The sequence below is a fragment of the Streptomyces sp. NPDC056061 genome (assembly GCF_042266885.1).
In the GTDB taxonomy this organism is placed as follows: Bacteria; Actinomycetota; Actinomycetes; order Streptomycetales; family Streptomycetaceae; genus Streptomyces.
Genome location: NZ_JBHJWQ010000023.1, coordinates 127,107 through 152,633, shown reverse-complemented (window position 1 = coordinate 152,633; position 25,527 = coordinate 127,107). Strand labels below are relative to the sequence as shown.

The window sequence follows — 25,527 nt, the reverse complement described above, 5'->3', positions numbered from 1 at the left end:
GCGGATATTTCCTCGGGGCAGGCATCGTCTGGGCTCCTCTCATGAAACCCATCTGACCTGCTGTCACCTTTCCCCGCATCTCGGGGGAACCTCAAAGGGTCATGTACCGCCGGGATCTGCTCGATGCGTGGCTCAGTGAGCAGCAGAAGGCGGACTCGCGGTCGAACCCGGCCCTCAACCCGTTGAACAAGGCCCCGCAGCAGCGTGAGCGTCGCCGTGCTGCCTGACCTGGGAATACAGGTCTGAGGAGTTCAGCAGGACTCGGAATTTCATGCGCACGGCGATCGTCTGTGTGTCTGATCGCGACACAGATCGCGTCGAGAGAAGCAAAGCGAAGCCGAGGGCAGGACGGGTATGGCGGGATACATCGAGGACCGGTGGCTCAAGAAGCGACCGAACAAGGAGACGGGCAAGCGCGAACGCACTGCTCTGTGGGGCAAGTGCACGCGCTATCGGGTCAAGGGGATACCAGGGGTCCGCGACAGGTCTTTCGACACGGTCGCGGACGCCAAGGCGTGGCCGGCCGAGGCGCAGACCGACGCGCGGCGAGGGGAATTCGTCGACGCGCGAGACGGTGCGATCAGCCTTCGTGAGTACGTCGAGAAACACTGGTGGCCGTCCCAGGTGCATCCTGCTCAGACCCTGGAAAGCATGAGGCACCGAATCTGGGGGCAGGTGCTGCCGCAGCTTGGAGACCTGGCGCTCAGGGACATCGGTGTCGCGGAGCTGCGCAAGTGGTCGGCCGACGTATCAGAGGGCGGTGGCGTCGAGCACGGCTTATGTCGCGTGGGTGTACCTCAAGGCGATCATGCAGGCCGCGGTCGAGGACAAGCGGCTCTACCGTAACCCGTGCAAGGGCAACAGCTCGATCAAGCCGCCGAAGAAACCGGAGCGCAAGGCTCGCGCCTGGGAGCAGGATCGTGTCGACGTCGTACGGGAGGCGCTCGCCGACCGCTACCAGATCGCGCTCGACCTCGGCGTCGGATGCGGGCTCCGACAGGGTGAGGTGTTCGGCTTCAGTCCCAACGACGTCCACGGCGACTTCGTGCACGTCGAGCGCCAGATCCTCATGTACAAGTCGCGGCTGTACTTCGGCCCGCCCAAGGGCGGCAAGGAGCGTGACGTGCCTCTGCCGAAGGTGCTCGCGAAGCGGCTCCTCACCCACCAGGAACGCTTCGAACCGATCACGTCACCCTGCCGTGGCTGGACCCCGAGGAGCCCAACCTCGCACGCGAGGACCGGCGCAAGGTTACCGTCCCGTTGCTCGTGTACACCGGGCGGCGCGGTGCGATCAACCGCACCACCTGGAACACCAAGGCGTGGAAGCCGGCGCTCGCTGAGGTGGGAGTCATCCCGCCGCTGCCCGAGCGGCAGCCGGGCGAGAAGCCGTCGCGCGTATGGAAGCCGAGCCGCGAGCACGGCTTCCACGTCCTGCGCCACACGTACGCCTCGGTGATGCTCGAAGCCGGTGAGTCGATCGTCTGGCTCGCGAAGTGGCTGGGGCACTCCGATCCGGCGTTCACACTCCGGACGTACACTCACTTCATGCCGCAGGCCGGCGCGCGGGGACTGTCCGCGATCGAGGCGTGGCTCACCGATCTCGGCTGAAAGTCCCTGAGAAGTCCCAGAGGGCTGGACCAGCCGCCGGATTCCCGTAAATATGCAGGTCAGAGCGTGATCGCTCCCTGAGCGGAACAGAACCCGGCGTACAGCCCGACTCGTCTGCCGCCTCCGCCCCGCAAGGGGACGGAAGGCCGTATCACCTGACTTCGGCGATTCCCACCGGGTCGCTCGCGGAGCCGCATGCCGCACGTGCGGGTTCGGCACAGGAAGCGGAGACGGGCGCCCGGCGTCGAGACGGCGGGCGGCCGCCCGGGGCGGTGGGGCGCCGATGCCCGTGGCCGGCTGCGCCGCGCCCTTTCATGAGGCACGATCTTGTGCAGTTGTCTCCTGGGAAGGGTTCTTCATGTCCGAGCGTGCCGATGTACACCGCGGGTCCTTGTTCGCGGTGAGCGACCTACACGTCGGGATCGCGGACAACCGCCCCATCGTCGAGTCCCTGCGACCGGAGACGGACGACGACTGGCTCATCGTCGCCGGTGACGTCGCCGAGCAGGCCGAGGACGTGGAATGGGGGCTGCGGCTGCTCGCGGACCGGTTCTCCCGGGTGATCTGGACGCCGGGGAACCACGAGCTGTGGACCGTCAACGGCGACGCGGTCCGGCTGCGGGGCCAGGAGCGGTACGAGTACCTGGTCGAGCTGTGCCGGAGCATCGGGGTGACCACTCCGCAGGACCCGTACCCGCTGTGGACCGGCGCCGGGGGACCGGTGGCCGTGGCCCCCGTGTTCACGCTGTACGACTACACCTTCCGGGCTCCCGGCACCACGACCAAGGAGGAGTCCCTGGCGTACGCCCACCGGACGGGGGTGGTGTGCACCGACGAGTACCTGCTCCAGCCCGACCCGTACCCCGGCCGTGACGACTGGTGCAGGGCCCGGGTGGCGGAGACGGAACAGCGCCTGGCCGCACACGATCCGCAGGTTCCGCTGGTCCTCGCCGGCCACTGGTCCCTGGTCCGGCAGCCGATGGACGTCCTGACGTATCCCGAGTTCGCCCAGTGGTGCGGCACGGAACTCACCGCCGACTGGCACCGGCGCTTCAACGTGGCGGCCGTGGTCTACGGCCACCTGCACATCCCCCGGACGACCTGGTACGACGGAGTGCGCTTCGAGGAGGTCTCCATCGGCTACCCGCGGGAGTGGCGCAAGCGGGGCCACCCCAAGGGGCTGCTGCGGCGCATCCTCCCGTACGACGGCGCCGCCCCCGGGGCGAGGCCGGTCAGCGGTGGCTCAGCACGTTGATCACACGGCCGTCGGGGTCGCGGACGAAGAAGCGGCGCACCCCCCACTCCTCGTCCTGCAAGGGGTGGACGATCTCCGCGCCGCTCTCCACCAGGGCGGCGTGGACCGCGTCCACGTCGTCCACCTCCAGACTCAGGTCCGGAGCCACCGGTGCGGTCGCGTCCGCGCCCATGACGCTGAGCTGGACCGACGGGTGGGCGGGGGAGGCGAGTGTCATGATCCAGCCGTGGTTCATGACCTCCCGGAGGCCCAGCAGGCCGTAGAACTCCGCGCTCCGCTCCATCGCGGCCGCCGGATCGGCGGTGCTCGTAAGGATGTTGGGGACGATCCTGCGGACGGCCATCAGCTGCTCCTGTCGCGGGTTCTGCCGCGGGGTTCGCCGGGTGCCGCGTCCTGGTCCGCCGACGGCGGCGCAATCGACGTGAAGCGGGGCGCCGGCGTGTTCCCCGCTCGGGTTCGTCGAACGGTCCCGCCGAACCTACCGTCCGCACGGGCCCGGTGAACATACTGTCCGCACGGGCCGGGCCGTCGGTGCCGACGCACCGGCCCGGAGGCGTCAGCCGGTGGCGCCGGCCCGACTGGGTACCGTGTCGAGGGCACCGAACAGCCGCTCGCCGCGGTCCTCGGCCATGTCGAGCGTGGCCAGCACGGACGGCGTCGAGATGCTCGGCAGCACGAAATGCAGAAGGACCGAGATGCGATGCCCCAAGTCCTCGCGCTTGCACAGCGCCTGGGACATGACCTGGATGCCCGAGAAGGAGCCGGCGAGCATTTCCGCAGTCTCGCGGGGCTTGACGTGCGGCAGCAGTTCGCCCTGTTCCTTCGCGGCTTTCAGCAGATGTTCGAGCCTGTCTATCCAGGCACGGAACGGGGTGCCTCGGTCCAGTCCCTCCACGGCCTGGTCCATGGCCAGTCCGACGCTGGCGCGTACCAGCGGTTCGTGGCGGAGCCGGTAGGAGAGCAACATGCCCTGGTCGACGAGTTCCTGAAGCTTCGTCAGCTGCGGCGGGAGCGGGTTGCCGTCCAGCTGGACGTCCATCACGCCGAGCGCGAGGTCTTCCTTCGACGTGAAGTGGAAGTAGAGCGCACCCTTGGTGACACCGGCACGGGCGAGGATTTCACTGATGGTGGCGCTGCTGTAGCCACGTTCATCGAAGACGGCGGCGGCTGCCACCAGGATCGACCGTCGGGTCTGGATCGCGCGCGCCTGCTGTGCCATCAGCTACAAGTCTCTCTCAGCCGTGGCGTGGTCAGCACCCGATATGGCTGGATAGGAAAACCGGACTGTCAGTATCTTACTGCGGAGGCCGACTGCCCTCCCGGTATGGATCCTCTGGGAGGAAGATTCATGGTTCAACTCACCTCGAACAGCGTCTCGGCCCCGGCCGAGGGCGTCGGGGCCTTCGAATCCGTCGCCGTACGCGGAGTTGACGGGACGGGTCCCAGAGGGAGACAGGCGGAGGCGGACCTGCTGGCGCGTCTGGTCCACCGGCGCGACGCGCAGGATGTCTTCCCCACCGGCTGGACCCCGCAGACCGACACGCAGTTCTCGGTATCGGCCCGCTGGCCGCGCGCGCACCGGTTCTTCGCACCGGTGGCGGGCCGGCACCAGGACCCGTTGCTGATCGCGGAGACCATGCGGCAGACGACGATGCTGCTGGGGCACGCGGCGTTCGGCGTCCCGTTCGGGGACCAGTTCGTGATGTGGGAGCTGGCGTACGTCGCCGACCCCGGCCAACTGCTGCTCGGCGACGAGCCCTGGGACATCACGGTGGACGTCACCTGCTCCCGGATCAAGCGGGTGCGCAAGAGCATCGGGTCCATGCACGTCGAACTGCTCCTGCACCGGTTCGGCACCGTCCTCGCCCGGGGCGGCGGGCGCATCAGCTGCGCCTCGGCCGAGGCGTACGGCAGGCTGCGCGGCGGCCGCCGGCCGGACGCGGGTGTGCCGATACCCTTGCTGCCCGCCGTCCCGCCGTCCGCGGTGGGCCGGGCCGACGAGCGCGATGTGGTTCTGGCGCCCGGTACGAGGCGAAACGTTTGGCAACTGCGGCTGGACACCGGGCACCCGACCCTGTTCGCCCGGCCCAACGACCATGTGCCGGGCATCGTGCTGCTGGAGGCGGCCCGCCAGGCGGCCGTCGCCGTCTCCCCCGGTCGCGCCTTCCTCCCGACGTCGGCCAGGACCGATTTCCTGCGCTACGTGGAACTCGACCGCCCCTGCTGGATCGAGGCACAGCAACTCCCCTCCGAGGACCCGGACATGATCGCGGTGTGCGTCACGGCGACCCAGGACGACCGGCCCGCCTTCCGCTGCACCCTCGAATCCCCGGCGCCCGTCCCCGCCCGCGCGCACCACGCTTCGCCGGTCCCGGCGGAGTGCGCGCGGCAGCCGCACCGGCCGGACGGGCAGTCGTGACCTCGCGCGTACTCGTCACCGGCGCATCCGGATTCATCGGCGGGCACGTGGTGGCGGCAGCCCGCGCGGCGGGCGGTCCCCGGCTGCGGCTGATGACCCATCGGACCGCCCTCGCCCCGCAGTTCGCCGCGGACGGCGGACCCGGGATCGAGACGGTGCACGGCGACCTCGCGGACCCGGCGACGCTGCGCGGCTGCTGCGAGGGCGTCGACGCGGTGATCCACTGCGCCTCCGCGATCGGCGGTGACGAACCGACTGCCCGGTCCGTTAATGATCAAGGAACTCGGGCGCTGGTCGAGGAGGCCGTCCGCTGCGGCGTCCCCCGGATCGTCCAGCTGAGCACGGCATCCGTCTACGGGCGCGGCCCGTTCACCCGACTCCGGCCCGGTGGGGCCGCCCTCGCCCCGGCCTCCGCGACAAGCGCGAGCCGCGCCGCCGCGGAGGAACACGTCCTCGCGGCCGGAGGCGTCGTCGTGCGCCCGCACATCGTGTACGGGGCGGGGGACCGCTGGGCCGTGCCCGGACTGGTCGGGCTGCTCTGCATGCTCTCGGCCGGGGTGACCGGCTGCGAGGCGCGGCACTCGATGATCGAGGCGGGGGCACTGGGACGGGCGCTGCTGGGCGCCGCCCTTTCCCCGGTGGGACCGTCCGGGATCTACCACGTCAACCATCCCGAACCGGTGGGCTGTTCACAGCTGCTGGCCACGGTCGTCGACGAGCTGCGGCTGCCCCTGGCGGGGGCGGGGATCGATGCGGCGGAGGCACGGGCACGGTTCGCCGACGTGCCCCGCGCGCTGCACCATCTCGACATGCTCACCGCGGACCACTGGTTCACCGACGAACGGGTCGGCCGCGACTTCGGCTGGGAGCCCGGCGAGGGCTTCACCTCCGGGTTCGCCCGGCACGCCCCCTGGTACCGGCAGTACCTGGACTCCGCGCGCCGTGCCGCGGCCGGTGGCGCGACGGGCGCCGCGGCCCCGGGCCGCTGACGGACCGGGGCCCGGAGCCGCTGTCAGCCCGTGATCCGGGTGCCGGTTCCGCCGACCCGCACGCGGGGGTCGCCCGCCCGCAGTTCGACGGTGAGGGTGCCGGGGCGGCCCATGTCCTCGCCCTGGTGCAGGGTGAGGACCGCGGTCTCCGGGACGAGGCCGAGGGCGCGGGCGTACGCGCCGAACGCGGCCGCCGCCGCACCCGTGGCCGGGTCCTCGACCACGCCGCCCACCGGGAACGGGTTCCGGACGTGGAAGACGGACCCCGACGCCCGCCACACCAGGTGCACGGTGGTCAGGTCGAGCCGGTGCATCAGGGCTTCGAGGCGTGCGAAGTCGTAGTGGAGGCCGGCCAGGCGCTCCCGGCTCCCGGCGGCCAGCACCAGGTGGCGGGCGCCCGCGAAGGCGATCCGCGGCGGCAGCCCCGGGTCCAGGTCGGCGGCCGGCCAGTCCAGCGCGGCGAGTGCCTCCGCCACGTCGTCCGGGGCGATGTCCGTGACCCGGGGTTCGACACTGGTGAGCGTGGCGCGGAGTTCGGCGCCCTGCCGGGTGACGGTGACCGGGACCGGCCCCGCGGCGGTGCGGAAGAGGAGATCGCCGGGACCGTCGCGTTCGGCGAGCGCGATGGCCGTCGCCACCGTGGCGTGGCCGCAGAACGGCACCTCGGCCCGCGGGCTGAAGTAGCGGACGGTGTACGCCGGGGAGGCGGGCCGCCCCGCCTCGCCCGGCAGTTCCGCGTCGCCCGGCTCGGCCCGTCCGGTGACGAACGCCGTCTCGCTGTAGCCGAGATCCGCCGCGACGGCGAGCATCGCCGCGTCGTCGAGACCGGACGCGTCGAGGACGACGCCCGCGGGATTGCCGCCCTCCGGATCGGCGGAGAACGCGGTGTAACGCAGCACCTCGGTGCGTGGATTCTGACTCATGCCGCAGGTCAACCGAACCGGGTCCCGGTCCATTCCCGCCGGTCCGCCGACCGGGTGGGGCGCCGTCAGCCGCGGCCCACGTACGGCATCGCCGTCGCCAGGACCGTCGCGAACTGCATGTTCGCCTCCAACGGCAGCTCCGCCATGAGCAGCACCGTCCGCGCCACGTCCTCGACCGCCATCACCGGCTCCACCGCCACCTCGCCGTCGGCCTGGAGGACACCGGTGGACATCGCCCGCGTCATGTCCGTGGCCGCGTTGCCGATGTCGATCTGCCCGCACGCGATCCGGTGGGGGCGGCCGTCCAGCGACAGCGACTTCGTCAGGCCCGTCACGGCGTGCTTGGTCGTGGTGTAGGCGACCGAGTGCGGACGCGGGGCGTGGGCGGAGACCGAACCGTTGTTGATGATCCGGCCGCCCTGCGGCTCCTGGGCCTTCATCAGCCGGTAGGCGGCCTGCGCGCACAGGAACGCGCCCGTCACGTTCACATCCACCACCGCGCGCCAGTCCGCGACGGCGAGGTCCTCGACCGGGACGGAACGCGGACCGAAGGCCCCCGCGTTGTTGAAGAGCAGATCGAGACGGCCGAAGTGCTCCCGCACCGAGGCGAACAGCGCATCCACGTCCTCGGTACGCGACACGTCGGCGGGGACGGCGATCACCCGGGCGGCCTCCCCGGCCAGCGCGGCCGTTTCGGCGAGCGGGTCCGGACGCCGCCCCGCGAGCGCCACCGACCAGCCCGCGCCGGCCAGGGCGAGTGCCACCGCGCGGCCGATACCGGAACCGGCGCCCGTCACCACCGCCGTCCGCGAAGAGGGCCCGTTCGACGTGTCGTTCATGGCGTCGCAGCGTACGCGCTTCCGTTCGACCGGACACCGGTACGCGCGAGGACACGCCCGGACGAGGTCAAGGCGCGGTCAAGTCCCGGTGCGGGTCCGTGATTCCGGCACACGGGCGGGACCACCGGCCACAATCATGCTCGTCGACGCCTATGCGTGCTTTGCCCCGCGAATCCGTTCCCGCCGCATTACTCATCCGCGCGATGCCGCTGCGTCGCGTACACGACAGCCGTGCGACGGGCCGGCCCGGTGCACTTGCCGGGCACACCATCAGCCAGGGGAGGGACAGATGACGCACTCATCTCACCAGCAGGACATGCGGGACGCCGCCCGTAACGTCGGACGCCGCCGCTTCCTGACCGTCACCGGTGCCGCCGCCGCGCTCGCCTTCTCGGTCAACCTGCCGGCCGCCGGCGCCGCGAGCGCCGCCGAACTGGACGTGCGCAAGATCAAGGAGAATCCGTTCACCCTCGGTGTCGCCTCCGGCGACCCGCTGCCCGGCTCGGTCCTGCTGTGGACGAGACTCGCCCCCCCGCCCCTACGAGACGGGCAGCGGACTGCCCCGGGCCCGGGTCCAGGTCGGATGGGAACTCGCCCGCGACGAACGCTTCTCCCGCGTCGTCCGGCGCGGCACGGCCACCGCCCACCCGGAGTTCGACCACAGCGTCCACGTCGAGGTCAGGGGCCTGGAGGCCGACCGCGTCCTCTACTACCGCTTCCGCACCGGGAGTTGGACCAGCCCCGTCGGCCGCACCCGCACCGCGCCCGCCCGCGGCGCCCGCAACAGCAGCCTGACCCTCGCCGCGGTCTCCTGCCAGGCGTACCACGACGGCTACTTCACCGCGTACAAGCACCTCGCCGACGAGGACGTGGACGCCGTCTTCCACCTCGGCGACTACCTCTACGAGTACGCCGTCAACGCGACCGGCGGCGCCCGCAACGACACCAGCCGCAGGCTGCCCGCCCACTTCAACCGCGAGACGGTCACGCTGGAGGACTACCGGCTGCGGTACGGCCTCTACAAGTCCGACCCCGATCTGATCGCCGCCCACGCCGCGCACCCCTTCGTCGTCACCTGGGACGACCACGAGACCGAGAACAACTACGCGGGCGGCACCCCCGAGAACGACGTGCCGCCGGAGGAGTTCCTGCTGCGCCGCGCCGCCGCCTACCGGGCCTACTGGGAGAACCAGCCGCTGCGCACCCCGCAGCGCCCGGCCGGCCCGGACATGAAGCTCTACCGGCGCCTGCACTTCGGCACCCTCGCCCAGTTCGACATCCTCGACACCCGTCAGTACCGCAGCGACCAGGCGTACGGGGACGGCTGGCAGAAGCCCGGACCGGAGTCCGAGGACCCCTCGCGCACCATGACCGGTGCCACCCAGGAGCGCTGGCTGCTGGACGGCTGGCGCGCCTCGCGGTCCCTGTGGAACGTGGTGCCCCAGCAGGTCGTGCTCGCCCAGCGGCGGGACGTCCCCACCGACGCCTTCAAGCTGTCGATGGACGCGTGGGACGGCTACCCCGCCTCCCGGGAACGGATCCTGAAGGGCGCCGAGGCCGCCGGGGTCGACAACCTGATGGTGCTGACCGGCGATGTGCACGTGCACTACGGCTTCGACCTGAAGAAGGACTTCGACGACCCGGCGTCCCGCACCCTGGGCACCGAGATCGTCGCCACGTCCCTCACCAGCGGCAAGGACGGCTCGGACAGGCCGGGCAGCTGGGACAACCTGATGCGGGCCAACCCGCACCTGAAGTTCTTCAACGGCCGGCGCGGCTACGTACTCGTCACCCTGGGCCGCGAGCGGGCGCGTGCCGACTTCCGCACGGTGTCGGCCGTCACCACGCCCGGCGCGCCCGTCGCGACCGCAGGATCGTTCGTCACCGAGGTGGGGAACCAGGGCCTCACGCCCGCGTAGCGGCCGCCCCGTTCCCCGTCGCCGGTACCTCGCGGTGCGGTCCCGTCAGCCGATTCCGTCGGCCGGGTAACGGACGCCGATGCGGTCGCGCACCGCGTCGAGCGTCCGCATCACCGCGAGGGAACCGTCCAGTGGCACCAGCGGCGACTCCGTCTCACCCGCCCGCAACGCCCGTGCCACCTCGGCCTGTTCGAACTGCATCCCGCGCAGCCCCGGGCCCGTCCCGTCCGCCGCGCCCGCGGTGAACTCCTCCGGCTCGCGCCCCTCCCGGTGCAGGACGAACCGTTCCGGGTAGAAGAAGCCGCGTGGGAAGTCGATCCGTCCCCTCGTGCCCGTGACCGCCGCGGTCAACGGAGTGTCCGCGACGATCGAACAGTTCAGCAGCGCCGAGGCCCCGGCCTCCGACCAGCCCAGCAGCATCGCCGTGTTCAGGTCGACGCCCTCGGGGGAGAGCAGTGCGTCGGCCTGCACCCGGTCCGGCTCGCCCAGCAGCAGATGGGCGAACGACACCGGATACACCCCGAGGTCCAGCAGCGCGCCCCCGCCCAGCGCCGGGTCGCGCAGCCGGTGTCCGGGGCCGAAGGGGCCCGCGAGGCCGAAATCCGCCTGCACGGTGCGGATCTCACCGACGGCGCCGTCCCGCACCAGCTCCGTCATGCGCCGGATGACCGGGTTGAGGTACATCCACATGCCCTCCATCAGGAACAGACCGCGCTCCCGGGCGAGCCCCACCAGCTCCTCCGCCTCCCGCGCGTTGAGCGTGAACGCCTTCTCGCACAGCACGTGCTTTCCGGCCTCCAGGCAGAGCGCGGCGGCCTCCCGGTGCGCCGAGTGCGGTGTCGCGACGTACACCACGTCGACCTCCTCGTCGGCGGCGAGCGAGGCCCAGTCACCGTGTGCCCGGGGTATCCGGAACCGCTCGGCGAACGCCTCGGCCGAAGCGCGCGTGCGGGACGCGACGGCCACCACCTCCGCGTCCGGCAGTGCCCGCAGGTCCTCGGTGAACGTCGCGGCGATACCACCGGTCGCCAGTACACCCCAACGCAGAACCCCATCCGTGCCTGTCATGCCTGCTCCCGAAGGTCTCGACCAGTGCGGCTGAGCTGAGAGCATAGAAGCGGATTCAACTACATGGAGATGAGAATGGCGGAGAGCGGCCCGAGTCGGGCCCAGACGGACAAGGCGGACATATCGATCACCGGGGGTGAAGCCGGGAACGGCGCGGCAGCCGGGGCACTCCCCGGGACCCCACCGACGACCGGGGCGACACGGCGCACCGGCCTCTTCGTCACCCTGGTACTCGGCGGCCTCACCGCATTGCCGCCGCTCTCCATGGACATGTACCTCCCGGCGCTGCCCGCGGTCACCGAGTCTCTGCACGCCCCCGCGGCGACCGTCCAGCTCACCCTCACCGCATGCCTCACCGGCATGGCACTCGGGCAGGTCGTCGTCGGGCCGATGAGCGACCGCTGGGGGAGGCGCAAGCCCCTGCTCCTCGGCATGATCGTCTACGTCCTCGCCACCGTGATCTGCGTCTTCGCCCCCACCGCGGAATTCCTCATCGCCTTCCGCCTCCTCCAGGGGCTGGCCGGCGCGGCGGGCATCGTCATCGCCCGTGCCGTGGTGCGCGACCTGTACGACGGCGTCGCCATGGCCAAGTTCTTCTCCACCCTGATGCTGATCTCCGGCGTCGCACCGGTCGTCGCACCCCTGATCGGCGGGCAGGTGCTGCGCTTCACCGACTGGCGGGGCATCTTCGCCGTCCTCGCCGTCGTCGGCCTGCTGCTCACCCTCGTGGTCTGGAAGTGGCTGCACGAGACCCTGCCGGCCGAGGACCGGCACACCGGGGGCATCGGCGACGCGCTGCGCACCATGCGCGGCCTGCTCGCCGACCGGGTCTTCACCGGCTACATGATCGCGGGCAGCCTCGCCTTCGCCGTCCTCTTCTCGTACGTGAGCGCCTCGCCGTTCGTCATGCAGGAGATCTACGGGGCCTCGCCCCAGACGTTCAGCCTGCTCTTCGGCGTCAACTCGGTCGGACTGGTCGCGGTCGGCCAGATCAACGGCAGGCTGCTGGTCGGCCGGGTCAGCCTGGACAAGGCGCTCGGCTTCGGCCTGACGGTCATCGTGCTGGCCGCGACCGCGCTGCTGGTCATGACGTCCGGGATCGTCGGGGACGTCGGCCTGGTCCCGGTCGCGGCCGGGCTCTTCGTGCTGATGTCGGCGATGGGGCTCGCGATGCCGAACACCAACGCGCAGGCCCTGATGCGCACCAAGCACGCCGCCGGTTCCGCCTCCGCGCTGCTCGGCACCTCGTCGTTCCTGGTCGGGGCCATCGCCTCGCCGCTCGTCGGGATCGCGGGCGAACGGACGGCGGTCCCGATGGCCGTCGTCCAACTCGTGTGCGGGCTGGGTGCGATGGCCTGCTTCCTGGGGATGTGCCGGCCCTGGCAGCGAGCCGCCTGACCGGCCCGCCCCGGTGCCACGACGTGAGACGCCCCGCGCACCCGGCGAATTCCGGGGGGGGCGTCCCATGTCAGCGTGCGGCCGGGTACCCGATCAGATGCGGGCGGTCCTTCTCGTCGACCCAGCGGAACAGGCCGACGCCGTCCGAGGTCACTGCGCCCGGAAGCCGCACGTTCGAGGGCAGGGCCCCCGTCGAGCCGCTCCGCACCGCGACCGCGACGGGAGTGCCGCCGCCGGCCAGGACGTCCCCCGCGTTGCGCGCGTTCGCCGCGCCGTACGCGATGCCCTCGTCGTTCACCGACACCAGGGTCAGCGGCTTCGCTCCCTCCGTGCCCTCGAAGCAGAAGCCCCGCTTCGTCACCAGGTCGAAGGCGAGCGGCCCGGCCACCAGGAAGCCTCCCGAGGGCGCGGAGACGAGCTGCGGGTACTGGCCCGGCTTGATCGCGGGCTTGCTGCACTCCACGGAGGCCAGCGCCTTGCCCGTCTCCAGGTCGTGCACGGTCCACAGGTCGTGGGTGGCGGCGTGCTTCGCCTTCTTCTCCAGCTGCCACTTGGCGAGCACCAGACCCGGGATCACCGACGTCGGGATCCCGCTGACGCGGTCGGTGCCCTTGGGGGCGACGTTGCGGCTGAACCAGCCGTCCTGCACCCAGAACTCCTTGGCGCCGCTGAGCAGCAGGCCCTTCTGCGCCAGCCCGCGCACCTCCGTGAGCTGCTTGCAGTCGGCGCAGCCCTTCGGGTACTTCAGCTGGGCCGCGGCGATCTGCGACACCCGGCCGGTCACCGGGTCGACCACCGCGCTGTTCGTCCGGCCGTCGTTGATGAGGACGGCCGGGCCACTGGCGGAGACCGTGGGCACGGAGGTCCACGGCACCTCGACGCGCCGCCGGGAACCGTCCTGCACGCCGTAGATGTCCATCGAGACGATCGTGTCGGCGGGGGTCAGCGCGTTCTCGCCGACCTTTCCGTACGACCAGGTCACGAAGTACTCCTGGTCGCCCGCGGTGACCGTCAGCAGCCTCGGGAAGTTCTGCGGGGCCGGGGGCCGCCAGTTCTCCCCGTGCCAGCCGGCCTCCCCGGTCTCCGAGTCGATGGTCCGCAGCTGGTACTTGGTGTCCGAGACCCGCGCGATGTAGGCGAGGCGACCCGTCGACCGGGAGATCGCGTAATCGGGCGAGGTGCCGACCAGTTCCCAGCCGTGCTTTGTCTCGAACGCGTTGGGGACGGTCAGCTGGGTCACCGGCGTCGCGCTCGTCCTCACCTGCTTCGCCGACTTCTTGGCGCTCTTCTCACCGCTCCCGCACGTGGCGAGCAGCAGGAGCATGGCGAGCACGAGCACTCCGCCGACCAGAACCAGGCGCACGATCTTCTGTCTCATGGTGTCCCTCGATGGGCAAATCCCGACCTCGCGGCCGTCAGCGTAGCAACACGCGTAGCGCTCGTGGCAGTTCATGAGCACTGCCGTTCCCAGCCGTTCTCCGGCCGTGGGCCGGTTCGTCACCTCCGCCTACAATTCGTCGGTGAATGCCACCATCCCCACCGCGGAAGTCCTGCGCACGGCACTGGCCGGACTGCTCGACGGGCTCCCGCCCAAGCAGGCCGCCCAGGCCGTCGACCGGCTCATAGCCAACTACCGGGGCACCACTCCCACCCACGCCCCGGTGCTCCGCGACCGCTCCGACGTCGCGGCCTACGCCGCGTACCGGATGCCCGCGACCTTCGAGGCGGTACGCGCCGCCCTCACCGCGCTCCGGGCGGCCGCGCCGGACTGGGCGCCCGCCACGCACACCGACGTCGGCGGCGGCACGGGAGCGGCGAGCTGGGCCGTGGCGGGGGCCTGGGAGGGGACGCGGACGACCGTCCTGGACTGGGCCGAGCCCGCCCTCGCCCTCGGCCGCGAGCTGGCCGCGGCCTCCGGCAGCCCCGACCTGCGCGCCGCCGAATGGCGCCGGGCCCGGATCGGCGCGGACCTCGACCTCGCCCCCACGGACCTGATCACCGTTTCCTACGTGCTCAACGAACTTACCGAACAGGTCCGCACCGGCCTGATCGACGCCGCCGCGGCCGCGGCGCGGGCGGTCGTGGTCGTCGAGCCGGGCACACCCGACGGCTACGCCCGGATCATCGAGGCGCGCGACCGGCTGATCGCCGCGGGGCTGACGATCGCCGCACCCTGCCCGCACGACGGCACCTGCCCCATCGAACCGGGCACGGACTGGTGCCACTTCTCGGCCCGGGTCAGCCGGTCCTCGCTGCACCGGCAGGTCAAGGGTGGTTCGCTGCCGTACGAGGACGAGAAGTTCAGCTACGTCGTCGGCACCCGGTTCCCGGTGCGGCCCGCCAGGGAGCGGATCACCCGCAAGCCGCAGATCCGCAAGGGACAGGTGCTGCTGGACCTGTGCACCCGGGACGAGGGGCTGCGGCGGTCCACGGTCACCAAACGGCACGGTGAGCTCTACCGGGCCGCCCGGGACGCCGCGTGGGGCGACGCCTGGCCACCGGACGGAACCGACTGAGGGCTTCCGCGGCCCGCACCCCCGACCGGGGTGCGGGCCGCCCGGCCCCGCCGGAATCAGGGGATCAGCCGCGCAGCTCCTGCGTGCAGCACTTCACGCTGCCGCCCCCCTTCAGCAGCTCGCCCAGATCCATCGGCACCGGCTCGAAACCGCGCGCCCGCAAGGGCGCGAACAGCCCCGTGGCGGCCTGCGGCAGCAGTACGTGGAGGCCGTCGCTCACCGCGTTCAGGCCGAGTGCCGCCGCGTCCGCCTCCTCGGCGATCAACGCGTCCGGGAACAGCCTCGCCAGCACCGCCCGGCTGCCCGGGGAGAAGGCGTCCGGGTAGTACATGATCTCGTCGCCCGCCTCGTCGAGCACGGACAGGGCGGTGTCCAGGTGGTAGTAGCGCGGGTCCACCAGATCGAGCCCGACCACCGGGCGGCCGAAGAACTCCTGCGCCTCGCCGTGCGACAGCGGACTCGACCGGAAACCCCGCCCGGCCAGCAGATACGACGCGGTGACCGCGAAGTCGCCCTCGCCCTCGTTGACATGGGCCGGTTCGTGGATCGCGGTGAAACCGTGGGCCCGGAACCACGAGAGGTGGGCGGCGGACTCCTCGAAGCGTTCCCGGTAGGCGAACCGCGCGCCCAGCACCCGGCCGTCGACGACGGTGGCGCCGTTGGCGGCGAACACCATGTCGGGCAGGTCGGGACGGGGCGTGAGCAGCTCCACGGTGTGCCCGAGGGCCCGGTAGCGGTCCCGCAGGTCCTCCCACTGCGTCCGCGCCAGCGGAAGGTCCACGGGCTTGCCGGGGTCCATCCACGGGTTGATGGAGTACGTCACCCGGAAGTGGTCCGGAGGGCACATCAGGTAACGACGGGGCGTGGCCCGACGACGGGGGGCGGGGCGCGGAGCGCCGTGACGAGGGGTGCTGGCCGGGTGGTTCGTGGGCAATGAAGGCTCCTCACGAAACGCAGGGGTCGCCTGCCGGGGACATCGCACGGGCGTGTGCGGTGAGCCCATGGTCCGCCTTCCCGGGGTGGTGCGCATTGATCCGATCGGGTGGTTCCGTACGGGGGATCCCGGGGTGGGACGATACGTATCGACGCGTATCCGTCCACAGATCGGCAGCCATGGCAGACAGGCGTTCCCCCGACGCGGGCCGGCGCAGCGAGCGTTCCCGCCGCGCCATCCACGACGCGGCGCTCGCCCTGGTGGGCGAGGTCGGCTACCGCGCGACCACCGTCGAGGCCATCGCCGCCCGGGCGGGCGTCGGCAAGCAGACGATCTACCGGTGGTGGCCGTCCAAGGCGGCCGTCCTCCTGGAGGCGTTCGTCGCCCGCTCCGAGCGCGCCGCCCGGCGGGACGGCGGGGACGGGACGGGGAGCGGCGGGGACGGCGCACCAGGTCTTCCGCCGGAGATCCCGGACACCGGGGACCTCGCGGCCGATCTCAGGGCCGTCATGCGGGCCACCGTCGACGAGCTGACCGACCCCGCCTTCGAGGCGCCGACCAGGGCCCTGGCCGCCGAGGGGATCATCGACGCGGAACTCGGTGCCGCCTTCGTCCAGCAACTGCTCGAACCCGGTCTCCTGCTGTACGCCGCACGGCTGCGCGCCGCCCGGGAGGCCGGCCGGGTACGCGCCGACATCGACGTACGGATCGCCCTGGAACTCCTCGTCGGCCCGCTCACCCACCGCTGGCTGCTGCGTACGCTCCCGCTGACCCACGCCTACGCGGACGCGCTCGTCGACCATGCCCTGCGCGGCCTCGCGCATCCCTCGGGCCCAAGGGCTGTCCCGTAATCCGTGGTGGACCGGTGCGCGGCGTCAGATGTGGTGCATCGCAGGGCGGAGGGGTGTCCGCATACTGGATGTATGCGGACGTTCCGACAACGCGGCGAGGTGCCGCACCTGTCGTCGCGCGCCCGCCAGGGATTACGGGACAGCCCTTACCTGTCATTTCCTGACAGGAAGTGCCCTGGGGCGCCGCTCGGCGGAGCCCCTTCCGCACCCCGCTTCGGGACTCCGGCCACCTGAGGCGCAGGATGGTGGGACCATGGGGGCAGGCAATACCGAGGTGAGGGGATAGATGGGCGTCGATTTCGGCCGTAATCGCGGCTCAGCGAGCAAGATTTCCCAATGGCTCCGCCGCCGACCCAAACCGCAGCAGGACGAGGTCGACGACAGCGCGAGGGAGGAGCAGCTCCTGGCCGTCGCGGAAGCCGGAATGCCCATCGCGCCCGCCGCCCACCCGGTCGGCTACCGGTGTTCGTGCGAACGCATCGGCTGTCCCACCCCCGCCCGGCACCCGGTCTCCTTCGCCTGGCAGACCCAGTCCACCACCGACCGCGCCCAGATCGAGCGCTGGGCCCGCAACCAGCCGCAGGCCAACTTCATCACCGCGACCGGCATGATCCACGACGTCCTCGACGTGCCGCTTCCCGCGGGGGAGCAGGCCCTGGAACGCCTTCTCGCCGCAGGCGTCGACGTCGGCCCCGTCGCCCGCTCCGGCGACGACCGGATGCTCTTCTTCACCGCCACCCGCGGCACCCCCGAGGACGAGGACGAGTGGTGGCCCTGCGAGCTGGACTGCCACCCCGAGACCATGGACGAACATCCGGGGATGCGCTGGCACTGCCGGGGCAGCTACGTACTCCTGCCGCCGGCCAGGCTCCCCGGTGAGCTGGACGTGCGATGGGTACGGGGGCCGGAGCACCCGCTGCCCGATCCGCTGACGCTGCTGGAGACACTCACCGACGCCTGCGCGCAGTACGCGGACACCGCGGACCAGAGCGATCTGGACCATGGCTCGGTGGCGTGGCCGCTGAGCCGCTGAGGGCCGTACGACGCAGGTTCGGGGGCACGGCCCGGGCCGGCCGGCGGAGCCGTCCGGCCGCCGCCGAGGTCCGGGTCACTCGCCCTTCGCCGACGTCAGGCCCGGCAGCCGGTTCAGCACGACCACCTTGCCGTCGCCCGCGCCCTTCCTCGGGACGTACACCAGCTGACCGGAGACCCGCTCCTTGGTCAGGGTCGACTTCACCTCGCCGGTCAGCAGCGCCTCCACGTCCGCGTTGAGCGGGGGACGCAGCCCCTGGGCCGCGGTCTGCCGCTCGAAGTGCTTGCTGCTGAAGAAGACGAGCGCACCGCCGTCCTCCGTCTCCAGGCCGAGCGGTGCGAACGTGCCGGTGTCCATCGGCTGGTCGACGTACTGGTACGAGAAGCCGGGCCGCCGGGTGGTGCGGCGCGTCTCGCGCCAGCCCGAGGTGGCGGAGCCGGGGGCGAAGACGTCCGGGGTGCCCTTCTGGAGGAATTCCGTGTAGTGGGTGCCCAGGTCCTCCGGGGCCACGGCCAGTTCGGTGCTGTCCGCCGCCACCGGCCGGGCCCGTCCGTCGGCGTCCTTCGCGACGGCGCGCAGCTGCCCCGGGGCGACGACCGACAGATAGGCGGCCCGCCAGCCCGCGCCGGGAGCCGATTTGACGAAGACGACCAGCCAGCGGGTGTCCAGCTTCCCGCCGTCCTCGTCGCGGTTCGACTCCGTGTCCGCCACGAACCAGCGCGGCCAGCCCGCCTTCTTCGGGATGAGGTAGTTCGCGTCGGTCAGCGCCAACGGCGAGTGGTCCTTGTTGCCCTCGGGGCTGCTCTTCTGCCGCGCCTTCAGCCCGGCCTGGTTGATCGCGCCGAGCGGACCGGTGACCAGGTCCGCGTCCAGGGCCGGGTCGTATGCCTTGTCCGCCGCGTTGTACGCGGTGGTGAAGTCCTTCAGGGCCTGTGCGGCCTCAGCCGCGGTCGCCGCCGGTACCACTTCCAGCTCGCCGTGCACCGTCACGCACCCGCTCGCCGTCACGCACAGCACCGTCGCCGCCGCCGCGAGCCCCGTCGCCGGCCGAATCGGCCTCAGGCTTCTCATCAGTTGCTTTCCGCGCCTTCTGATCCGTGGCCCCCGATGCCGGGCCCCCTGACCGTCCGAACCCTACCGGGGAGAGGAACAGTGCGAGGGTGGGGATCAGATACAACGCCCACACCGTGATCTGGAGGACGGTCGGGTCCGGCTGGAAGTTGAACGTGCCCTTCAGCAGCGTGCCGTACCAGCTGTCCGGCGGAATCGTGGAGCTGATGTCGAATGCCTGGTTGTGCAGTCCGCCGATGAACTCGGCCTCCTGCAGGTCGTGGACGCCGTACGCGAGGACACCCGCGGCAACGACCACCAGCATGCCGCCCGTCCAGGTGAAGAACTTCGACAGGTTGATCCTGAGCGCGCCCCGGTAGAACAGCCAGCCCAGCACGACGGCGGCGGCGATCCCGAGGAACGCGCCGATCATCGGGTGCCAGCCGTCGTCCGCCGCGTGCACCGCGCGCCACACGAACAGCGAGGTCTCCAGGCCCTCCCGGCCGACCGCGAGGAGCGCCGTGGCGACCAGAGCCCCGGTCCCCATCGCGAGCGCCTCGTCCAGCTTGCCGTGCAGCTCCGTCTTCAGGTGCCGCGCGGTGCGCCGCATCCAGAACACCATCCAGGTGACCAGGCCGACCGAGATGATCGACAGCGAACCGCCGAGCGCCTCCTGCGCCTTGAAGGTCATCTCCTGGGAGCCGAATTCGAGGCCCGCGCCGAACGCCAGGCTGACGACGACGGCGATGGCGACGCCGATCCAGATCGGTACCAGCCTGTGCCTGTTGCCCGTCTTCACCAGATAGGCGATGAGGATGCAGACGACGAGGCTGGCCTCCAGACCCTCGCGCAGGCCGATGAGGAAGTTGCTGAACACGTCTCGGTTCTCCTGTTCCGCTTCGAGTCCCGTGGCAGGGACGGCAATGACCGGCCCGCTACGAGAACAGCGCCCGGCCCCACCAGTCGTCCTTGTCACGGACGCCCGGCGGGACCGCGAAGTGCGCCGAACCCACGTGCTGGATGTACTCGTTGAGCGCGTCGTGTGCCGCGAGGAGGCGTTGCACCGGGATGAAGCCCGTGCGGGCGTCGCGCTGGTAGGCGATGAAGAACAGCCCGGCGTCGAGTCGGCCGAGGCCGTCCGTGCCGTCGGTGAACGAGTACCCGCGGCGCAGGATCGTCGCCCCGCCGTTGCTGTCCGGGTGGGCGAGCCGGACGTGGGCGGTCGGCAGCATCGCCTTCAGGAACGGCTCGTCGCGCTCCTTGGACTTGCCGACCGGGGCGCCCTCGCCCTTGTCGCGGCCGAAGACGTCCTCCTGCTCCTGGAGCGGGGCGCGGTCCCAGGTCTCGATGTGCATCCGGATGCGCCGGGCCACCAGGTAAGACCCCCCGGCCATCCAGCCGGCACCGTCCTTCTCGCTCACCCAGACGTGCTTGTCCAGGGCCGCGCCGTCGGTGCCGGAGATGTTCCGGGTGCCGTCCTTGAAGCCCATCATGTTGCGCGGGGTCTGGGCGTCGGGCGTGGTCGAGGACGTCTTGCCGAAGCCCAGCTGGGACCAGCGGATCGCGGCACGTCCCATGCCGATCCTCGCCAGGTTGCGGATGGCGTGCACCGCCACCTGCGGATCGTCCGCACACGCCTGGACGCACAGGTCGCCGCCGCTGCGGGCCGCTTCGAGGTTGTCGCCGGGGAACTTCGGCAGGTCGATCAGGGCCTCGGGGCGCCGGTCCTCCAGCCCGAACCGGCCCTTGGCGAAGAGCGAGGGACCGAAGCCGATGGTGAGCGTGAGCCGGGACGGCTTGAGCCCCAGTGCCTCGCCGGTGTCGTCCGGCGGGGCCTCGGCGAGCCCGCCGTACGCCCCGTCACCGACCGCGTGACCGGCCGTCATCCGCTCGGCCGCCCGCGTCCACTCCTTGAGCAGCGCGACGAGTTCGGCGCGGTCCTTCGTCGTCACGTCGAACGCGGCGAAGTGCAGCCGGTCCTGGACGGCGGTGGCTATGCCGGCCTGGTGCGGACCGTGGAACGGCACGGCCGCACCGCTGTCGGCGGCCGGTACCGCGTCGCTCTCCGGCCGCAGCGCGGCCACCGCGCCACCGGCCGCGACCGCACCGAGCGCCAGCCCGGCGCCGCCCCAGCCGAGCAGCGCCCGGCGGGACGGAGCCGGACCGGTGGACGCGGAACGCCCGACGGCGGTGCCGCGCGTCCCGTCCGGTGCGTCGGGCGTCTCGGAAGTCTCGGGTGTCTCGGGTGTCTCAGGTGTGTCCGACATGGCCGGTGCCTCTCCCATCGGTTACTTCGTCACCGCGGCGGCGAGCTTGGACAGCGGCTCGGCCAGTGCGTTGACGGCGTCCGACAGCTCCTTGCGGTCCTCCTTGCCGACCTTCTCGTACGAGGTGAACACGTAGGAGCTCTTGTCCGTGCGGTACTTGTCGAGCAGCGTGTTCAGCGCCGCGAACTGCTTGTCCAGGGAGGCGGTCAGCGCCGGGTCGTTCTTCGAGGCGATCGGCTTCAGCAGCTCGTAGGACTTCTCCGCGCCCTCGACGTTGCCCTTGAAGTCGACGAGGTCGGTGTGGCTGTAGCGCTCCTCCTCACCGGTGACCTTGCCGGTGGCGACCTCGTCGAGGAGCTCCTTGGCGCCGTTGGCCATCGACGTCGGGGTGATCTCGGCGGTGCCGACCCGCTTCTGCCAGTCGAGCAGGTCCTTGTAGAGGGCCGGGGCCAGCGCCTTCTCCTCGGCGCCCAGCTTCTTGTCCTGCCACAGCGCCTTCTCCAGGCGGTGCCAGCCGGTCCACTTCTGCCCGTCCTCCAGGCCGTCCTCGCGGACGTCGACCTTCGGGTCGATGTCGCCGAACGACTCCGCGACCGGCTCGGTGCGCTCCCAGCCGAGCCGGGAGTCGGCGTAGAGCTTCTTGGCGGTCTCGATGTCGCCGGCGGCCACGGCGTCCGTGAACTTCTTGGCCTTCGGCAGCGTTTCGTCGGCCTGGGCCTGGACGTAGGTGCGGTATTCCGCGACCGCCTTGTCCATCTCGGGGCTGCGCTTGACCGCCTTGCCGCCGGTGACCTCGATCTTCTGCCGGATGCCGTGGCCCTTCATGCCGGGCTTGCAGGCGATCTCGTACGAACCGGCCTTGATCTCGGCCGTGATGTTCGCCTTGGTGCCGGGGCCGATGTTCTCGCGCTCGGCGACGATGCGGTCGTCCGGGAACAGCACGTAGACCTCGGTGACCTTGGACCCCTTGTTCTGCACCGCCAGTTCGACGTGACCGGCCGGCAGCTCCGTCTTCGAGACCTCGCAGGCGTCGTCCTTCGCGACGACCTGCACGGCGCCGTCGCCCTTGCCGTCGCTCTTCTGCGCGCAACCCGTGACGGCGGTCAGGGCTGCCACGGCGGTGGCAGCGGTGACGACGGAGAGACGAACGGCTCGCATGCGGGCTCCACGGAGGAAGAGAGGGACGGGAGGGAAGAACGGACAAAGACAGGTGAGGCGTGCCTAACTTAACCGAGGCTTACCTCGCCCATGCCCGTCCGTGCAGTGATTCGCCTCTCATCCCGGCATCACGGGAACGAAATGATCACGGTGGGGACAAGAATTCCTCGCGCAAGAGTCAAGCAATGGTCAAGTGATGCGGGTCGGCACGACGAGCGGCACCCCGGTCCGGGGATGCGGGAACACCTCGACCGGCTGCCGGTAGACCTCTCCGAGCAGTTCGTCGGTGAACACCTCGGCGGGCGGCCCGGCCACCGCGATCCGCCCGTTGTGCAGCACCGCGGCCCGGTCCGCGTACGCCGCCGCCAGTCCCAGGTCGTGCAGGACCACCACGACCGCGTCGCCCGCCGCGGCCCGTTCCCGGCAGATCCGCAGCACCAACTCCTGGTGGCGCAGGTCGAGGGCGGCGGTCGGCTCGTCGAGCAGCAGCAGCGGGGCGCGCTGCGCCAGCACCCGGGCCAGCGCGACCCTGGCCCGTTCGCCGCCGGACAACGCCGAGAACGGCCGGCCGGTGAACTCGGTGACCTCGGTGGCCGCCATCGCCGTCGCCACCGCCGGATCGTCCTCGTCCTCCCGCTCCGTCCCGGCCCAGGGCGCCCTCCCCATCCGGACCACGTCCTCCACCGGGAACGGGAAGGACAGCGCGGCGGTCTGCGGCAGCACCGCCCGGCGCAGGGCCAGTTCGGGGGCCGACCAGTCGGTGACCGGACGCCCGTCGATCCGTATCCCGCCGCTCTCCGCGGGCAGATCGGCGGCCAGCGCCGCCAGCAGGGTCGACTTCCCGGCGCCGTTGGGCCCGACCAGTGCCAGCACCTCGCCCGCGTGCGCGGTCAGGTCGATCGAGTCGAGCACCGGCCGCCGACCCAGCCGCACCCGCAGCGTGTGCGCCTCGGCGACGGGCGAGCCGGGGGAGACCGGGGCGGGCAGCAGGCGGCCTCGCGCCCGGAACGGATTCCGCATCACCCTCATGCCCAACCACCTTGCTTGCGACGGGTCCTGCGCAGCAGCCAGAAGAAGAACGGGCTGCCGAAGAGCGCGGTCAGCACACCGAGCGGCAGCTCGGCGGGGGCCGCCACGGTACGGGCCGCGAGATCACCCACCACCAGCACCAGGGCGCCGCCCAGCGCACTCGCGGGGACGAGGAAGCGGTGCCCGGGACCGTTCGCCATCCGCAACAGGTGCGGCACCAGCAGCCCCACGAACGAGATGATCCCGGAGACCGCCACCGCCGCGGCCGTCAGCAGCGCCACCACCAGCACCAGCACGATCCGCAGCCGCTCGACGTCGACCCCCAGGTGCCGGGCAGGCCGCTCGCCCAGCGCGAGCAGGTCCAGCTTCCGGGCGTACGACGGCGCGACGAGCAGCCCGAGCGCCGCGCACGGCAGTACCGCGAGCACCTTCGGCCAGGTCGCCTGCGCCAGCGAACCCAGCTGCCAGAAGGTGATCTGGGAGACCTGCGCGTTGTCGGCGAAGAAGACGGACAATCCGATCAGCGCCCCCGCGAAGGCGTTGACCGCGATCCCGGTGAGGATCAGCGTCACGACCTCGGCGCGCCCGCCCGACCGTGACAGCGCGTACACCAGCAGCACCGTCGCGAGTCCGGCGCCGAACGCGCAGACGGTGACGGTCCAGTTGCCGAAGAAGGTGAGCCCCAGCGCGATCGAGGCGACCGCGCCGACCGCCGCCCCGGAGGAGATCCCGATCACCCCGGGCTCCGCGAGCGGGTTGCCGAACACGCCCTGCATCAGGGCGCCCGCACAGCCCAGCGACGCCCCGACGAGCAGGGCCAGCACGACCCGGGGCAGTCGCACGTTCCACAGCACGCTCTCGCCGACCCGGTCCAGCGCCGCGCCGCCGAGCTCGATCCGGTGCTGGACCGAGCCGATGACGTCGCCGAGCGGAATGCTGTACGCGCCGAGCCCGGCGGACAGCAGGCAGCCCACCAGGAGGGCGGCGATCAGGCCGACGGTCAGGAGGAAGGCGGTGGAGCGCCGGGGGCCGGTCTGCGGCGGGGCCGGCGGCACGGGGGCGGCCGGACGGGTGCGTTCCTCGTGGGTGGCGGTCATGCGGTCGCACCGTCCTTCCGGTGGAGCTGCGCGACGAGGTCGCTCAGCACCCGGTCCGTGCGCGGCCCGTAGTTCAGCAGCACGCCGTCGTCGATGGAGATGATGCGCCGGTCCATCCCGGCCGGGGTCTCGGCGACACCCGGGATCTTCACCAGGCCGTCGACACCGCCCACCGAGTCCAGCCCCTTGCTCATCACCAGGATGGCGTCGGGGGCGGCCTCGGCGAGCGCCTCGCTGGTGATGGCGGTGAAGTCCTTCCTCAGCCCGGACGCCTTGCCCGCGTCGACGCCGCCGGCCGCCTCGATGAGCGAGCTCGCACCGGACTCCCGGCCGCCCAGCAGATAGACGGAGGCGGAGCCGCGCAGGTAGAGGAAGGCCACCCGGGGCTTCGGCCGCCCGTCGGCGGGGGCGGGCACGGACTTCTTCACCGCGTCGATGCGCGACCGGGTGCGCGCGTCGAGTTCGGCGCCCGCGTCCGGCACGCCCAGGGACGCCGCCACGGTCCCGATCCGGCGGGAGACGTCGGCGAGTTCCTCGGCGGGCCGGACGACGAGGAGCGGGATGCCCGCGCCACGGATCTGGTCGATGGCCTCGGCCGGACCGGTGGTGGTCTCGGCAAGGACGACGGTGGGCTTCAGCGAGAGCACGCTCTCCGCCGAGACGTCGTGCGCACGGGTCACGACCGGGAGCTTCGCCGCCTGTTCGAAGGTGGCGGTGATGTCGCGGGCCACGACCCGCTCGCCGAGGCCGAGGGTGAAGACGATCTCGCTCAGGCCGCCGGTCAGCGGCACGATGCGGTCCGCGGAGGTGATCGTGACGTCGGCGCCGTCCGCCGACTTCATCGTGACGGGCAGGCGCGGTTTCACCGGCGCGGTCAGCGGCTCGACGCGGTCGGCGGCGGCCTTCGCGGAACCCGCCGACGGCTTCGCGGTGTTCGTGCCGCCACCGCAGCCCGTCAGGGCGAGGAGCAGGGCGAGGCCGCCCGCCGACGCCGCCAGGGAACGGCGGGTCCTGGGCGTGCCCGCGGTCGCGAGTGGAGCGGGTCCGGGTCGTCGGGTGCGCCGTCCCCATGGGGCGAAGTCCTGCGAGAAGCGCACTGGGGCACCGTCCTGTCGTTCCGTCACGAGTGGTTGTCCATGGTTTGCGTGAGATGTGGCGAATGCGGGGGTACCGC

The 25,527-nt window shown here is 71.6% G+C and carries 24 protein-coding genes and 1 pseudogene; 11 read left to right on the top strand and 14 right to left on the bottom strand.

The genetic code is table 11. The features are described from left to right. Positions 1–101 precede the first annotated feature (101 nt). The 4 genes from ACFC79_RS27895 to ACFC79_RS27880 all read left to right on the top strand — a co-directional run bounded on the left by ACFC79_RS27895 (position 102) and on the right by ACFC79_RS27880 (position 2,863). On the top strand, positions 102–227 hold the full coding sequence (locus ACFC79_RS27895; protein ID WP_376245369.1) for a hypothetical protein: 126 nt from the start codon (positions 102–104) through the stop codon (positions 225–227). A gap of 127 nt (positions 228–354) precedes the next feature. Further along, positions 355–846 (top strand): hypothetical protein, encoded by a 492-nt coding sequence (locus tag ACFC79_RS27890; RefSeq protein ID WP_376245366.1) that lies wholly within the window; start codon positions 355–357, stop codon positions 844–846. Positions 847–1,266: 420 nt separating this feature from the next. After that, positions 1,267–1,608 (top strand): tyrosine-type recombinase/integrase, encoded by a 342-nt coding sequence (locus tag ACFC79_RS27885; RefSeq protein ID WP_376245394.1) that lies wholly within the window; start codon positions 1,267–1,269, stop codon positions 1,606–1,608. 358 nt (positions 1,609–1,966) lie between these two features. Then, on the top strand, positions 1,967–2,863 hold the full coding sequence (locus tag ACFC79_RS27880; protein ID WP_376245363.1) for a metallophosphoesterase family protein: 897 nt from the start codon (positions 1,967–1,969) through the stop codon (positions 2,861–2,863). On the opposite strand, the gene ACFC79_RS27875 is transcribed toward ACFC79_RS27880, so the two are convergent. Continuing rightward, entirely contained in the window at positions 2,841–3,206 is a 366-nt protein-coding gene (locus ACFC79_RS27875) for a VOC family protein (RefSeq protein WP_376245361.1), read from the bottom strand. The two genes, ACFC79_RS27880 and ACFC79_RS27875, sit on opposite strands and share 23 nt — an antisense overlap. 213 nt (positions 3,207–3,419) lie before the next feature. Further along, on the bottom strand, positions 3,420–4,082 hold the full coding sequence (locus tag ACFC79_RS27870; RefSeq protein ID WP_376245358.1) for a ScbR family autoregulator-binding transcription factor: 663 nt from the start codon (positions 4,080–4,082) through the stop codon (positions 3,420–3,422). Between the two features lie 129 nt (positions 4,083–4,211). Here ACFC79_RS27870 and ACFC79_RS27865 point away from each other — a divergent pair, with 129 nt between their 5' ends. Together ACFC79_RS27865 and ACFC79_RS27860 are read left to right on the top strand one after the other, a co-directional pair. Then, complete coding sequence (locus ACFC79_RS27865; protein ID WP_376245355.1) at positions 4,212–5,282, top strand: ScbA/BarX family gamma-butyrolactone biosynthesis protein; 1,071 nt, start codon at positions 4,212–4,214, stop codon at positions 5,280–5,282. Next, entirely contained in the window at positions 5,279–6,271 is a 993-nt protein-coding gene (locus ACFC79_RS27860) for an NAD-dependent epimerase/dehydratase family protein (RefSeq protein ID WP_376245352.1), read from the top strand. The genes ACFC79_RS27865 and ACFC79_RS27860 overlap by 4 nt, the downstream gene beginning before the upstream one ends. A gap of 23 nt (positions 6,272–6,294) precedes the next feature. Here ACFC79_RS27860 and ACFC79_RS27855 read toward each other — a convergent pair whose 3' ends face one another. Both ACFC79_RS27855 and ACFC79_RS27850 read right to left on the bottom strand, forming a co-directional pair. Beyond that, the gene (locus tag ACFC79_RS27855; RefSeq protein ID WP_376245349.1) at positions 6,295–7,194 is read right to left on the bottom strand and encodes a PhzF family phenazine biosynthesis protein; all 900 of its coding nucleotides are present in this window, start codon (positions 7,192–7,194) and stop codon (positions 6,295–6,297) included. A 65-nt stretch (positions 7,195–7,259) separates the two neighbouring features. Beyond that, complete coding sequence (locus ACFC79_RS27850) at positions 7,260–8,033, bottom strand: SDR family oxidoreductase (protein ID WP_376245346.1); 774 nt, start codon at positions 8,031–8,033, stop codon at positions 7,260–7,262. Positions 8,034–8,322: 289 nt separating this feature from the next. On the opposite strand from ACFC79_RS27850, the pseudogene ACFC79_RS27845 reads away from it, so the two are divergent. Then, positions 8,323–9,952 (top strand): annotated as a pseudogene (locus tag ACFC79_RS27845) (alkaline phosphatase D family protein). A gap of 45 nt (positions 9,953–9,997) precedes the next feature. On the opposite strand, the gene ACFC79_RS27840 reads toward ACFC79_RS27845, so the two are convergent. Next, complete coding sequence (locus ACFC79_RS27840) at positions 9,998–11,020, bottom strand: Gfo/Idh/MocA family protein (RefSeq protein ID WP_376245344.1); 1,023 nt, start codon at positions 11,018–11,020, stop codon at positions 9,998–10,000. Positions 11,021–11,095: 75 nt separating this feature from the next. On the opposite strand from ACFC79_RS27840, the gene ACFC79_RS27835 reads away from it, so the two are divergent. Next, positions 11,096–12,418, top strand: coding sequence for a multidrug effflux MFS transporter (locus ACFC79_RS27835; protein WP_376245341.1), 1,323 nt, complete (start codon positions 11,096–11,098; stop codon positions 12,416–12,418). A gap of 70 nt (positions 12,419–12,488) precedes the next feature. Here the strand turns inward: ACFC79_RS27835 and ACFC79_RS27830 are convergent, their stop codons facing one another. After that, on the bottom strand, positions 12,489–13,796 hold the full coding sequence (locus tag ACFC79_RS27830) for a hypothetical protein (RefSeq protein WP_376245338.1): 1,308 nt from the start codon (positions 13,794–13,796) through the stop codon (positions 12,489–12,491). Positions 13,797–13,938: 142 nt separating this feature from the next. Between ACFC79_RS27830 and ACFC79_RS27825 the strand changes: the two genes are divergently transcribed. Next, on the top strand, positions 13,939–14,934 hold the full coding sequence (locus tag ACFC79_RS27825; protein ID WP_376245336.1) for a small ribosomal subunit Rsm22 family protein: 996 nt from the start codon (positions 13,939–13,941) through the stop codon (positions 14,932–14,934). A gap of 64 nt (positions 14,935–14,998) precedes the next feature. Here ACFC79_RS27825 and ddaH read toward each other — a convergent pair whose 3' ends face one another. Beyond that, positions 14,999–15,868 (bottom strand): dimethylargininase, encoded by an 870-nt coding sequence (ddaH, locus tag ACFC79_RS27820; RefSeq protein WP_376245333.1) that lies wholly within the window; start codon positions 15,866–15,868, stop codon positions 14,999–15,001. A 179-nt stretch (positions 15,869–16,047) separates the two neighbouring features. Here ddaH and ACFC79_RS27815 point away from each other — a divergent pair, with 179 nt between their 5' ends. Next, a complete protein-coding gene (locus tag ACFC79_RS27815; protein WP_376245330.1) occupies positions 16,048–16,719 on the top strand; it encodes a TetR/AcrR family transcriptional regulator in 672 nt (223 codons plus the stop codon). 286 nt (positions 16,720–17,005) lie between these two features. Next, positions 17,006–17,752, top strand: a complete 747-nt coding sequence (locus ACFC79_RS27810) for a bifunctional DNA primase/polymerase (RefSeq protein WP_376245327.1) — start codon at positions 17,006–17,008, stop codon at positions 17,750–17,752. A gap of 75 nt (positions 17,753–17,827) precedes the next feature. On the opposite strand, the gene ACFC79_RS27805 is transcribed toward ACFC79_RS27810, so the two are convergent. The 7 genes from ACFC79_RS27805 to ACFC79_RS27775 all read right to left on the bottom strand — a co-directional run bounded on the left by ACFC79_RS27805 (position 17,828) and on the right by ACFC79_RS27775 (position 25,450). Then, complete coding sequence (locus ACFC79_RS27805; protein ID WP_376245324.1) at positions 17,828–18,760, bottom strand: hypothetical protein; 933 nt, start codon at positions 18,758–18,760, stop codon at positions 17,828–17,830. Continuing rightward, positions 18,693–19,679, bottom strand: coding sequence for an iron uptake transporter permease EfeU (gene efeU, locus ACFC79_RS27800; RefSeq protein WP_376245322.1), 987 nt, complete (start codon positions 19,677–19,679; stop codon positions 18,693–18,695). The genes ACFC79_RS27805 and efeU overlap by 68 nt, the downstream gene beginning before the upstream one ends. A 58-nt stretch (positions 19,680–19,737) precedes the next feature. Beyond that, entirely contained in the window at positions 19,738–21,069 is a 1,332-nt protein-coding gene (gene efeB / locus ACFC79_RS27795; protein ID WP_376245319.1) for an iron uptake transporter deferrochelatase/peroxidase subunit, read from the bottom strand. Between the two features lie 21 nt (positions 21,070–21,090). After that, positions 21,091–22,227 (bottom strand): iron uptake system protein EfeO, encoded by a 1,137-nt coding sequence (gene efeO, locus ACFC79_RS27790; RefSeq protein WP_376245316.1) that lies wholly within the window; start codon positions 22,225–22,227, stop codon positions 21,091–21,093. Between the two features lie 189 nt (positions 22,228–22,416). Beyond that, the gene (locus tag ACFC79_RS27785; RefSeq protein ID WP_376245313.1) at positions 22,417–23,256 is read right to left on the bottom strand and encodes a heme ABC transporter ATP-binding protein; all 840 of its coding nucleotides are present in this window, start codon (positions 23,254–23,256) and stop codon (positions 22,417–22,419) included. Beyond that, on the bottom strand, positions 23,253–24,353 hold the full coding sequence (locus tag ACFC79_RS27780) for a FecCD family ABC transporter permease (protein WP_376245310.1): 1,101 nt from the start codon (positions 24,351–24,353) through the stop codon (positions 23,253–23,255). The genes ACFC79_RS27785 and ACFC79_RS27780 overlap by 4 nt, the downstream gene beginning before the upstream one ends. Then, positions 24,350–25,450 carry a hemin ABC transporter substrate-binding protein gene (locus ACFC79_RS27775; protein ID WP_376245391.1) on the bottom strand — a complete coding sequence of 367 codons (1,101 nt, stop codon included), beginning with the start codon at positions 25,448–25,450 and terminating at the stop codon, positions 24,350–24,352. Before ACFC79_RS27775 ends, ACFC79_RS27780 begins: the two co-directional genes overlap by 4 nt. Positions 25,451–25,527 lie beyond the last annotated feature (77 nt).